8 protein-coding genes and 3 pseudogenes are annotated in these 12,144 nt (G+C 57.8%); 6 read left to right on the top strand and 5 right to left on the bottom strand.

Annotated elements, in window-relative coordinates; genetic code table 11:
• Both AB3X89_RS37665 and AB3X89_RS37660 read left to right on the top strand, forming a co-directional pair.
• On the top strand, positions 1-2,409 hold a 2,409-nt coding region (locus AB3X89_RS37665), incomplete at its 5' end, for an amino acid adenylation domain-containing protein (RefSeq protein ID WP_368587736.1).
• Positions 2,410-2,512: 103 nt separating this feature from the next.
• Positions 2,513-3,964, top strand: coding sequence for a hypothetical protein (locus AB3X89_RS37660; protein WP_368587735.1), 1,452 nt, complete (start codon positions 2,513-2,515; stop codon positions 3,962-3,964).
• Positions 3,965-4,366: 402 nt separating this feature from the next.
• Here AB3X89_RS37660 and AB3X89_RS37655 read toward each other — a convergent pair.
• A pseudogene (locus AB3X89_RS37655) lies at positions 4,367-4,996 on the bottom strand (transposase).
• Between the two features lie 159 nt (positions 4,997-5,155).
• Between AB3X89_RS37655 and AB3X89_RS37650 the strand changes: the two are divergent.
• Together AB3X89_RS37650 and AB3X89_RS37645 are read left to right on the top strand one after the other, a co-directional pair.
• Complete coding sequence (locus tag AB3X89_RS37650; RefSeq protein ID WP_368587734.1) at positions 5,156-5,905, top strand: Long-chain-fatty-acid--CoA ligase; 750 nt, start codon at positions 5,156-5,158, stop codon at positions 5,903-5,905.
• A gap of 55 nt (positions 5,906-5,960) precedes the next feature.
• The gene (locus tag AB3X89_RS37645) at positions 5,961-7,769 is read left to right on the top strand and encodes an ABC transporter ATP-binding protein (RefSeq protein WP_368587737.1); all 1,809 of its coding nucleotides are present in this window, start codon (positions 5,961-5,963) and stop codon (positions 7,767-7,769) included.
• A gap of 477 nt (positions 7,770-8,246) precedes the next feature.
• Here AB3X89_RS37645 and AB3X89_RS37640 read toward each other — a convergent pair whose 3' ends face one another.
• Positions 8,247-9,272 carry an IS110 family transposase gene (locus tag AB3X89_RS37640; RefSeq protein ID WP_368587733.1) on the bottom strand — a complete coding sequence of 342 codons (1,026 nt, stop codon included), beginning with the start codon at positions 9,270-9,272 and terminating at the stop codon, positions 8,247-8,249.
• Between the two features lie 185 nt (positions 9,273-9,457).
• Between AB3X89_RS37640 and AB3X89_RS37635 the strand changes: the two genes are divergently transcribed.
• Both AB3X89_RS37635 and AB3X89_RS37630 read left to right on the top strand, forming a co-directional pair.
• A complete protein-coding gene (locus tag AB3X89_RS37635; protein WP_368587732.1) occupies positions 9,458-9,856 on the top strand; it encodes a hypothetical protein in 399 nt (132 codons plus the stop codon).
• Positions 9,857-9,860: 4 nt separating this feature from the next.
• Positions 9,861-10,238 (top strand): hypothetical protein, encoded by a 378-nt coding sequence (locus tag AB3X89_RS37630; RefSeq protein ID WP_368587731.1) that lies wholly within the window; start codon positions 9,861-9,863, stop codon positions 10,236-10,238.
• Positions 10,239-10,436: 198 nt separating this feature from the next.
• Here AB3X89_RS37630 and AB3X89_RS37625 read toward each other — a convergent pair.
• From AB3X89_RS37625 to AB3X89_RS37615, 3 genes and pseudogenes are all read right to left on the bottom strand, one after another.
• Positions 10,437-10,601, bottom strand: a pseudogene (locus AB3X89_RS37625) (type II secretion system protein GspL); the annotation flags it as partial.
• Between the two features lie 32 nt (positions 10,602-10,633).
• The gene (gene gspK / locus AB3X89_RS37620) at positions 10,634-11,767 is read right to left on the bottom strand and encodes a type II secretion system minor pseudopilin GspK (protein ID WP_368587730.1); all 1,134 of its coding nucleotides are present in this window, start codon (positions 11,765-11,767) and stop codon (positions 10,634-10,636) included.
• Between the two features lie 28 nt (positions 11,768-11,795).
• Positions 11,796-12,144 (bottom strand): annotated as a pseudogene (locus AB3X89_RS37615) (type II secretion system protein GspE); the annotation flags it as partial.

The following is a 12,144-nucleotide window of genomic DNA, read 5'->3' as shown; positions in this document are numbered from 1 at the left end:
CTGAAGGCGGGGGGCGCATATGTGCCGCTGGATGCGGCGTATCCGGGCGCGCGGCTGCGGCAGATTCTGGGGGAGGCGGCGCCGCGGCTGGTGCTGGCCGATGCGGCGGGGCGTGCGGCGCTGGGCGGGGAGGCGCTCGCTGGGGTGGGGCTGGTGGAGCTGGAGGCGCAGTCGCCGGCGTGGGCCGGGCAGCCGTCATCGGATCCGGATGCGCGCGCGCTGGGCCTGGGTCCGCACCATCTGGCCTATGTGATCTACACGTCGGGCTCCACCGGCACGCCCAAGGGCGTGATGGTCGAGCACCGGGGGGTGGTGAACTTTCTATCTGCGTTTTCAGAGATATCTTCAATTTCTGACCGCGATACTTTTTTGGCTTTGACCACCATCTCGTTCGATATTGCGGGGCTCGAACTGTTCCTGCCTTTGAGCACTGGGGCCGCAGTCGCCCTTGCAAGCCGTAAGGATGCAATCGACGCCAGGGCCTTACGCCATTACATAGCACATCACAACATTTCTTTCATGCAGGCGACTCCGGCAATGTGGCGCCTGCTCTTAAATGGAGGCTGGCAAGGAACACCAGCGCTGAATGCGGTATGTGGGGGAGAAGCGTTACCTGCAACTCTGTCACTTCGCCTAAATGAAGCGGTGAACTCTGTAAAGAATTTCTACGGGCCAACCGAAACAACCATCTGGTCATCCTTTTTTCCTATTGACACGCCATTCGGCGTGCCACATCAAGGTGTACCGATCGGCCGTCCGATTGCGAACACGCGGGTGTACGTGCTGGACGGTCATGGCGAGCCGGTGCCGTTCGGGGTGGTGGGCGAGCTTTACATTGGCGGGGCGGGGGTCGCGCGCGGCTATCTGAACCGCCCCGAGCTGACAGCCGAGCGGTTCATCGCCAGTCCCTTTGTGGAGGGCGATCGGCTGTATCGCACGGGGGACCTGGCGCGGTACCTGCCGGATGGCAATCTGGAGTTTCTGGGGCGCACCGACGAGCAGGTCAAGGTCCGGGGCTTTCGCATCGAGCCGGGCGAGGTGGCCGCGCACCTGTGCGCACATGGATGGGTACGCGAGGCGGTGGTGGTGGCGCGCGAGGGGCGGGCCGGCGAGCCGCAGCTGGTGGCCTATGTGGTGGCCGCAGAGGAGGCGCAGGAAGCGCAGCTTGCGGCGACGCTGCGCGCGCATCTGGTGGGGCAGCTGCCGGACTACATGGTGCCGGCGGCGTTCGTGCCGCTGGCGGCGCTGCCGCTGACGGTGAACGGCAAGCTCGACCGCAAGGCACTGCCCGCGCCGGCTGACGATGCGTATGCGCGGCGGGGCTACGAGGCGCCGCGCGGGGAGCTCGAGACGGTGCTGGCGCAGCTGTGGGCGGAGCTGCTGGGTCTGGAGCGGGTCGGCCGGCATGACCACTTCTTCGAGCTGGGCGGTCATTCGCTGCTGGCCGTGCGGCTGCTCAGCCGAGCACTGGATGGGGGAATGAAATTAAGCGCTATCGATCTATTCGAAGCCCCCGTCCTGAAGGATCTTGCCTCCAGGGTCGAGATGGACATGGATCCTCATGTGTCTGGAGTGTTGCCGGTCCGTTTGGCGGGAACTCAGCCTCCCGTTTTCTTTGTTCCGACAGGCTATGGAGATTTTTCGTATGTCTCCACTTTAGCAAAAGAAATGGAAGTGGATAGTCCCATCTACGCTCTACCATGGCCCTCCTTCAAAGATCGTTCACTGACTCTTGAGGAGATCGCAACACATACACTGTTGACGATGAAGAAGATTCAGCCACGAGCTCCCTACCGGATTGCCGGATATTCGTCCGGTGCGATCCTCGCTTACGCGATTACTCAGCAGTTGCTGCGCTTCGATGAAACGGTTTCTTTTCTGGGTCTTATCGATGCCCCGCTGCCAGCAAATTCTCCGAAAAAATCTGATGCCGAAATAATACTCGAAATGGTATTTGAACCTCTGGAGTCTTTGGACGATGAACGATTCGAACTGCTACAGCGCTGCGCTAGGAACAGTTCTGTTCCGCAACTACTCCAAAAGGCACAGGAAATTGGGGCGATAGTTGTAGAAGCGGATTTCTACGAAACCGTCGAAACGTATATCCATTTTCAGCACGCGTTACTGAACTATCAGGTTCCATCCCTGCAAGTCGAAATTCACCAGTTCTATGCATCTGAGCTTCCCGAGAATTTCCGGGCTGGGTGCACTCCGGATGCAACGGAGGCTAAGAAGATTGCACCCATGCATGGCTGGGACCGAGTTCTAAATCCCGAGGCCATTCACGCCATACCGATTCCCGGCGATCACGTGACAATGATGGCCGTGCCGGAAAACCGTCGGATTCTTGCACGCGCGCTTTCCTTATGCTTAAGCAGCACACCACACCCGCGAACAATAGGGCCCTGACGCTATGACAACGCGCTCGCACAATCTCGACAGTTACCTCCCGTCGACTTTCGAAGCCCTAACGCAAGGAGGGGACCCGCGGATCGAACTCGACACCGCCGCAATGATCAACAAATATGGGGGGCGACCGATACCAGATACAGGACTGTTAGCATTTGGCTCCGCCACGGCATCTACTATCTCCCTATCTGGCCACTCTGCTGCGCAACAACTACGCTCCCATCTCTTGAGTAGCTTACGGGAGAGAAATCCGGCGGATGTTTATTTGGAGGAGATGTCGAGGCTGCGTAGTGAATTTATCGACCTGTGTGGCTTAGGAGAACTATCTGGCTTGGAGGCTATTGTATCCGCTTCCGGCACAGATGCTCACATGCTTGTCGCAAGACTGGTGGCCGGGACCAGCTCTCGCACAACGTTGGCGATCATGGTTCAACCGGAAGAGACGGGGAGCGGTGTCGCGCGTGCTTTGGCGGGCGCCTTATATCATCGCTACCCCCCCGCGATGAACGATGAGAATGTGGGAGATTTCGGCGATGTCAATCACGTCGAGTCGATAGCAATTCGCTCAGAGGACGGCAGTCTCCGATCCATTGCTGAGGTTGATGACGAGCTTGAAGCAACGGTATTGAGTGCTGTAAAGCAGTATGAGCGCATTTTGATCGTATTAACCGACGTCTCCAAGACCGGCGTGTTGGGCCCCAGTCCGGATCGTGTCCTCGAACTCAAGCGGCGCTGGCCAAACATCATCGAGACTGTCATCGATGCCTCTCAATTCAGGCTGGCATCGAGCACGTTAGTTAGTTACCTCCGTGCGGATAGTATTGTCATCATTACTGGATCAAAGTTTTTTAGCGGCCCTCCATTTTCCGCAATGTTGCTGGTTCCGGCAGACGCAGCATGCAGATTGATGAAGCGGCCGGTCGATCCGGCACTTCGCGTCAATAGCGCGCGCGCAGAGTGGCCGCCACATTGGAATGGCATCATGTCGCTTCACAATGCAAGCAACTTTGGATTGCTTTTGCGGTGGGAGGCTGCCCTCACTGAACTGCGGGATTTTCACAGCATCCCCGCGGCAGGTGTCAGAAAGGTCGTGGAGAACTTCTATAACGCTATTACGTCATGGATGAGTAACTCGCAACAGCTTAGTCTCCTGGAACAACCCGCCTTGCAGCGCAGTCCAACGGAAAATCAGTCGACGTGGGATCAGATACCAACGATTTTTCCTTTCATCTTGTTCGAGTTTAATAACCGAAGAAGGCCGCTGCGCGCGGAGGAGACCACCAAAATCTTCAATCGAATGAAAGCAGACCTTGGTGGGAATGCGCGCGGAGTAAGACGAAAAATATTGTCCGCGCGTTGCGAATTGGGCCAACCCGTTTTATGTGGCGAGATCGATGGGGTTCCTGTTTCTGCGCTGCGGATGAGTCTTAGCGCGCGCTTAATTGTGGAGGCCGTTTGCGAGAAACATAACAGCGCTGAATATCTAGTAGAACGTGCCATTTCTGTGTTGGAAAAGGTATCTCTTCTCGCTAAGAACAGGGTGCTTGTATCCTGACTTAAAGCAATCTTGGTCGAGCGCCGGGCCTACTGGCGGGCGGCGATCGCAATAGTCGAGAGAGCGCGAGATTTGCTTTGGCGTTGCTCGAATATGGTAATGATTTTCAAACTCGAACCAGTGGCACAATGACTCCGATTCAAGGCTGTCAGCCAACCTGCAACGAGAAAATGGCACTGCCATCACGAGCAAATAGAAACGATCACTTTGCAGTGCTAGCGGTGACGTGAAGCGGGTCGACCCGCGGCGAGCGCAACTCAATAGTACGGCGTGGATATCCATTCCCGGTCAGAGAATGAGGCCTGTGGACGCGTCTTTCATCAATGAGGGAATTTGATCCAACATGACCGGTTGTCGAGCCACAGTTCTCCACTATCTCACGCCGCGCGTGCATTGCATATATCAACAGGGAACTTGGATTGAGCTTGTGCTCAACAGGGACGCGCTTGTGGTGTTAGAAGGCAATTTTGTTAAGGAATACAAAGTGTATAGGCATAAACACGGGGGTACGACAGAAAGGCCGGCCATGATCTCGGGGAATTGCCCTTGGTCTCCTGCCAGTCGGTCGAAGCGGTTGAGCCAGCCGAAGCCGCGATCGACCGCCCAGCGGCGCGGCAACGGCACGAAGCCATTTTTCGCCTCAATCCGCTTGATTATCTGAAGCTCGATCTCTTCGTCGAGTGCGGCCTGTGCGGGCTCTTCGCAGGTATATCCCTGATCGGCGAACGCTACCTTGACCGTCTGGCCTTTGGCGTGCTGAATCTGGCGCGCCAATTCTCCGACCAGAGCATGCTCCTGTTCGTTGGCCGGCATCACATGCGCGGCAAGCAACCGCTCGAAGATATCGACCGCCATATCGACATTACTGCCGCACGGCGGAAAGTCATTGGGCAACAAACGCCACGGCATAGCCGCGCGCACGATCCAGCGCAGTGCATTGAACATCTCGCGCAATTCATTGCAGCGACGCGGCGTGTCTTTGTTCATCAACGTCAGATACGCAGTGGCGAAGTATCAATCTTCATCCGATATATCGGTTGGCTATGGCCTGTGTTCTTTTGTCCCGTCAGGATACAAAGCACGGCAGAAAGTGCCTAACGTTCTCAAGATCATTGATGATCCTATCCATTCGGGGGGCTGTAAGAAAGAATATGAGCGATGCAATTTAATGATTCCCGTCGGAGTTCGGAGATGAATTTGAAAATATTTTCTTTGCGAGAGAGGCCGGAACTTATTCCTCTTGTTTTTTCGAGCGAGTTAGATAGCATGTGGCCGGACTTTATGCGCCATGATCGAACCGCAAAGCTCTATTTTGGCGCGGGAGTCTTGTCAAGATACCTAGGCTTCGCGTATGCCGGGCTTGTCGGCGAGGAGGTCGTTGGGCGCGCTTTCGGCGCTCCATTTGCCTCAAACGTCGAGGGCCGCGTGGAATTGCCGGACGGCGGTTGGGATGAGGTTATCCGCTGGGCTCACGAAGACAGTCTGCTAGGCCGTGAACCAACGACGATAAGCGCACTCGAAATTACCCTACTGCCAAAGGCGAGAGGTTTCGGTAATGCGCTGGCACTGCTGAATGCGTTGAAGCAATGTGCCAAAATGGCGGGATTCTCAAAACTTTCGGTCCCCGTTCGGCCAAGCCAGAAACACCATGTGCCCGGGATGCCGATGCTCGAGTATACGCGACTACAACGCCCCGACGGTTTGCCGATGGATTCTTGGTTGCGAACCCACCTCGGTGCTGGAGGAAGGCTCATGAAAATTGCCCCTTATTCCATGACCATCGTTGGAACGATTTCGGAATGGTCACAATGGACAGGGCAAATATTCGAACATTCGGGAAGTGCTGAGGTCGATGGGGCATTGGTGCCGGTGCTCGTTTCAATGGAGCAAAATTGCATCGTTTATGTCGAGCCAAATGTTTGGTTTCAATACGACCTATGATTGATGAAGCTTAATTCTTTCATTCCACGAAGTGAGATACGTCGGTATATAAATGATGGCGAAAAGGAAACCTTGGTTTGACATGCGGGCGTTTAAGTGCGTACTAGTCTTTACTGTACGATACTGGCGCAAACAGCCTGTGAGAATTTCCGCGATCGCGACGCTCGCATTACTGGCCACCCTTGCCGAGGTGGTGACGCCATTCTTTTCTGGGCGACTGGTGGATGCGCTGACAGCTGGTGGCGGTGATATGGGTTTGAAGTCCGCTGCGTGGCACCATGCAGCAAGTACTTTTGGTTTGCTGATTGCATTGGGAGTTGGCACGACCTTGGCGAGACATTTCACGCTTCACACCATCATGGTGCTGACGTTGAACATGATAAGCGATGTCGCGTCGAACGCATTTTGCCGAGTGCAACGTCTCTCCACCGATTGGCATGCGAATAGTTTCGCCGGTTCGACAGTACATAGGATCACGCGCGGTATGTGGGCACTAGAACTGATGAACGACACGCTGCTTCTCGCGTTGCTGCCTTCGCTGCTGATGCTGGGTGGCGCGACGATACTGCTTGGTGTCCGCTGGCCGCTGATGGGTGTCTTGGTTGGCGCAGGCTCGCTGCTGTACATTACGGTCGCAGTGTCGCTATCGCTCGGCTATGTAGCGCCCGCCGCGCACATCAGCAATCTGTGGGACACCCGCATGGGAGGTAGGCTTGCCGACGCGATAGCCTGTAACTCGCTCGTGAAAGCGTTTGGCGCCGAGAGCCGGGAAGAAGCTAGGTTTGCCCGCATAGTCAGCAAGTGGCGTAAGCATGCGGCTCGCATGTGGGCGCGCAGCACGACCAATGGTGGAGTCCAGAGCGGCATGCTCGTGCTGATGCAAACCGCGATGCTCAGTACCGCACTATGGTTCCGCGTGCGCGATGAAGCAAGCGTCGGTGACATCGCGTTTGCGCTAACAATGTTCTATGTCTTGCAAGGCTATCTACGCGAAGTTGGGATGCACGTACGCAACCTGCAACGCTCTGTGAATGAAATGCAGCAACTAGTTCTGCTTGAGCGAGAGAGATCTGGCATCGAGGACCGGCCAGGTGCGCGTCCTATCGAGATTCGACGAGGGGAGATTTGCTTCGACCGGGTGACTTTCCAATACGACAAAGTCCGGGAGCCTTTGTACAAGGATTTCTCAGTAACCATTGCGCCCGGTGAGCGCGTTGGGCTGGTGGGCCGTTCAGGGGCAGGAAAGACTACGTTCATAAAACTAATCCAGCGGCTCTACGATCTCAGCGATGGTCGCATAAGGATTGACGGGCAAGACATTTCCCAAGTTGAGCAGACTTCGCTGCGACGGCAGATCGCTATCGTGCAACAAGAGCCGTTGTTGTTTCACCGTTCGCTCGCGGAGAACATCGCATATGGTAAGCCGGACGCGACGCAGGCCGAGATCGAGCAAGCTTCCGCGCTAGCGAACGCGCACGAGTTCATTGCCGCGTTACCGAACGGATATGCCACGCTGGTGGGCGATCGCGGGGTGAAGCTTTCGGGCGGTGAACGTCAGCGAGTGGCTATCGCTCGTGCTTTCTTGGCAGACGCGCCAATCATTATTCTCGATGAAGCGACCTCGAACCTTGACGGCGAAAGTGAAGTGCTGATTCAGCAGGCGATGGAGCGGTTGATGGTTGGGCGTACGACACTCGTGGCTGCACACCGCCTGTCCACGGTTCGTGCGCTCGACCGGCTGCTGGTGTTTGATCACGGCCGCCTAGTCGAGGAAGGAAGCCACGACCGGCTCGTTCAGCTCGATGATAGTACTTACCGTCGGTTGTTTGATCAGCAGGGGTTCGGGTTAGCTCGCGAGATTTGACGACGTTGTGTGCTGCCGTTGCTGACGAGCGGATCAAACGGCGACAAGTCGGAAGCGTTTCCGCGGCGCCACCCGACCGTCGTATAGTTCGTTTGGTTCCCCTCCGGTTTGCGTGTGAGGATCTCAATGATCTTCCTTTAGGGCTGATTGATTGAAATGGGAGATCAGGTCAAGCGAATGCCGGCGAAGCTCGTCCAGCCATGCGATATCGGCAACAAGAATCTATGGTCCTCCCCGTTTTTGCAACGCTGATTCCGATTTTGTGGTTGGCTTGCGTGAATCTATTCGGCGTCTTGAAGGGGATCACTCCCCGCGCCACGATGAGAGTCGCGCCCGACGAACCTCAGAACGATGGCGGCTTCATATGAGCCCATTCTTGTTTCGGGTTCCTCGTCGGGCCACTGTGCCGTTCACGTCATCAGGTGTCAGCGGTCGCAAAACCAGTTGGGTAACTTGTTTGGTGCTGTGTGAAACTCGCTATGCGGGCATGGCTGCAGCCCCAGCGTTAAAACTCGTCTTGCGCGCTGCGATCGCCCATGCGATTCGCGCGAATTTGTTGGCCAATGCGCAGGCCACAACATTGGAGTGTCGTCGCGCGAGCATTTGCCGCGTCCACGTGACCAATGGGCCTGAATTCTTGTCAATTCTCTGCATGAACACTCTCGCGCATTGAACCAGCAGCCGGCGGAGATTCTTGTCGCCTCTTTTACTGATGCCCAGAAGGTTCGCTCGGCCTCCTGTACTGTATTGACGCGGAACCAGACCTATCGAGGCCGCGAAATCACGGCTGCGGGCGTATTGTTTGCCATCGCCCATCTCTGCTGTAAGGACGCTAGCGGTGATCGGGCCGACCCCAGGGATCGTCAACAGACGCCGGCCGAGGTCGTCGTCGGCGAGTTGCTGTGCAATTTCCCTGTCGAGCTCCGCGATCTGTTGCGCAAGATACTTGTAGTGGGTATGTAAGCGTTCGAGAATGGTAACCAGACGCGGTGGCAATGAGTGTTCAGCGAGCAGGGCCGGGAGTCGCCTGACGACCGCGTTGCCAATCGGCAGGCTGATGCCGAACTCAAGCAGGAAGGCATGTAACTGGTTCGTTGTGCATACGCGATCGCGAATCAGTGAATCCCGTACCCGGTGTAGTGCGGACAGCGTTTGCTGCGATTCCGTCCTCGGAGTGACAAATCGCATGGCCGGCCGTGAGGCAGTTTCGCAGATTGCCTCGGCGTCAACAAAATCGTTCTTGTTTGATTTTACGAATGGGCGAACGAACTGCGGTGAGATGAGCTTGATCTGGTGCCCGAAGGTTGCAAGTTTGCGTGCCATGAAGTGGGCGCCGGCGCAGGCTTCCATAACTACCGTGCAAGCGTGAAAGTTACTTAGAAATTCGATCAGCTGCTGTCGCGATACCTTCTTGCGGAACACAGCCTTACCAGACTTGTCCTGGCAGTGTAGGTGAAACGAACGTTTGCCGAGATCGATTCCAATGACTGTTACGTCTTGCATGGCATTGCCTCCGGTTGAACGAGCCGATACAGCGTAACCCACTGTCAGGTGGCGAGGACCATCCCATTACGATCCCGCTGACGCTCGCGCGATCTGGATGGCCTTGGTCTGGACTGCGATAACGATTGCGCGTTCATGAACCCGGCCGTCTTTGATTTCAAGGCAACGGGTATCGAGATGGTGCGTTGGCGTGCCTGCAAGAAAAACGATCAGGCGCGGGTCGCGCAAAAGAATGGCGCCGTCTGTACGTCATCTGGTGGGGGACGGCAGGCTACAAGGTCTCGAAGCCACAGAAAACACTTGCCTCACTTTATCAAGTGTCGCGGCTGTATATCAACTTCTTCCAACCGTCATTCAAACTGAAATCAAAGACAGGTCACGGCGCCAAGGTGACAAAGCGCTATGAGGCGAGTTTGACGCCACCCGAAAAGGACGGATACCCCGGGATCGAGAGCGTGCGCGGCATGGCTGAGTTTGATGATGGCGCACTATGCGGACATGCTGGTCCTGATCGCATTGCCTCTGGGTCGGGACGCTGGTGGCGCAATACCTTTCTTTTCGCGTCCGGGCAGCGATCGCGGTGAGGCCATGACAAAGGGAGATACCTTCAGCTTCTATCAGCGTATCTGTGTGGCGCGCGGCCTCCGTCACGGCCAAAGCTGGACGTGTGTTCTGGTGCTGTACGGTATCGTCACGCTGTTTCCGTCGCCGATCGCGGCGCTGCTCGAATGGAAGGTTAGCGCGACCACCGTCATATCCGTCATGCCTCTATTGCTGGCGGTATTCGAAATTGACATCACGGATACGGTGGACTTCTCGGTCTATTCCGCGTCGGGAGCGTTGCTGGGCTTCACGATTCTCTTCGCACACACCTATGCGTCCGGGTTGCGCGCGCGTCTGGACCCCAGCGGACGGGCGATCGGGGGCACAGCGGCAATGCTGATGGTGGGGCGGCGTTCGAGTTGATTCTGTTCAATTCTTGCGTCGAACCAAGCGTCGTTCGCCGGCCGTTCGCGACCTGATTCTCCCGCCGTGCCGATTGCGCTCGACGGTGATGACAATTTTCAGCCCAAACGTGGCAGATTTGCCAAGGTTAGTTGTAGAGTCGTTGACTTTGGTGGCGTCCGACCTTCATTGAGGTCAGTTTGCGGACGACCACCGGGTCAGCACCGTCGTGTTCGCGCGCGGCAGCAGCGCGAGCGCCGAGCGGCCGGCGCGCTGCGTGCGCCCGGCCTTATCGAGCAGCACGAACGGTAGCTCGGGCAGTTGCCACTCCTGCGAGGGCACCGCCGGATCACGCAGCGGCAATAGGACGATCAGCGTGCTCAAAGGCCACTCTCTCTCTCTGTGGATTGCGTTATTCATAGTTGGTCTTGTACCCGCACGATACGCGTAGTGTGAGTCAGCGGATCGCGATAGACGAGCGTCGTGCGATCCACTTCGGCGCGCTCGTGCTGCACACTGCCGTGGACTAAAAAGTAGCTCGAATTGACGTCGAACTGATTCGGATCGATCGACGCCGATTGCACGCCGGCGGCGGTCAGCGCGAGCTGCACGTCGCCGGCGTTGCGGAAAAACACGGTCTGGCGCCGCGCGACCAACGCCTGCCCCTGCGACACGGTCATGCCCGGCACCACCGCCGCGATCACTTCGGCCGACGCGGTGTTCATGTTGACCGCAGTGACGGTCGGCAGCACGGTGACGAACGGCCGCAGCTTTGCGACGATCTCCGGTGTGTAGCCCGGAATGTCGAGCAGCGAATCGACGCCCGTCATCAAGAGCGGCGCGACCGCCACGTTGTCCTCGCCGTCCTCGATGCCGGGCTGCTTCGTGAAGTTGCCACCCGTCATCCCGCCGCCGCCGACCTGCGGCGAGCTGCTGATGGACGTGCCGGTCTGAAAGCGCGTCGCCGATTGTGACAGCCCCGCGCGCACGTGCAGCGCGGTCACTTTGGCCAGCTGCCCGCTCAGGCCGAGCGACACCAGCAGGCGCTGATACGCGGCCATCTGCTCGGCGCTGATTTGCGTCACGCCGGGCGCCGGACTCGCGACCAGATTGCGCAGATTGAATCTGGACTGCGCGTCCTCGATCGAGCCCGACAGGTACGTGGCCGCGCCTTGCTCAGCGCGCACCTCGCCGGTCTGGCCGAGAAAATCAGACAGCCGCGTTTTCGCGATCGGCTCGCCCCACACGCCACCCAGATAGGTGATGCCCGCCGACGTATCGCCTTCGGAACGCAGGATCAGCCGGGTCCAGTCCAGCGCGCCGCGCGCGACCCATTGCGCCTGCGACAGCAGCCGCTGATTCTCGATGCGGCGGATCTGCACCTGCTGGCGCCACAAAATGCTGGAGACGAGAATTGCCGATAGCGTCACCACCAGCAACGCGCTGATGATGGCGGCGCCGCGCTGCCGTAGCTGCACTTTCCGGCGGGAGCTTCGTCCCGCAGGCAACGCAGAAGCCGCACGGCGCGCATCAGAAAAAGAGAATCTCATGTCATTCTCCACGGAATGCCGCATGCGCTTATGCTCCGCCCGTCACGCGAATCACTTCCTCGAGCGACGTCAGTCCCGACGCGAGCCAGCGCTCCGAATCCTCGCGCAGCGTGCGCATGCCCTGGGCGCGGCCCGCTTCGAGAATTTCGGCATCGGCCGCGTTGCGGTGGATCAGCGAGCGGATCGTTTCGTCGATCAGCAACAGCTCGTAGACGCCGCGGCGTCCCGCGTAACCCGACTGGCCACAACGGTCGCAGCCGACCGGATGCCAGCGCTTGCTGCCGTCTTCCTCGGTGCGCTCCTCGCGGCAGACCGGACACAGGCGCCGCACCAGCCGCTGCGCGAGCACGCCGAGCAGCGACGAGGCGAGCAGATAC

Source organism: Paraburkholderia sp. BR14320 (assembly GCF_040948665.1).
GTDB classification, from domain to species: domain Bacteria; phylum Pseudomonadota; class Gammaproteobacteria; order Burkholderiales; family Burkholderiaceae; genus Paraburkholderia; species Paraburkholderia youngii.
This window is presented reverse-complemented; position numbering and strand designations above follow the sequence as displayed.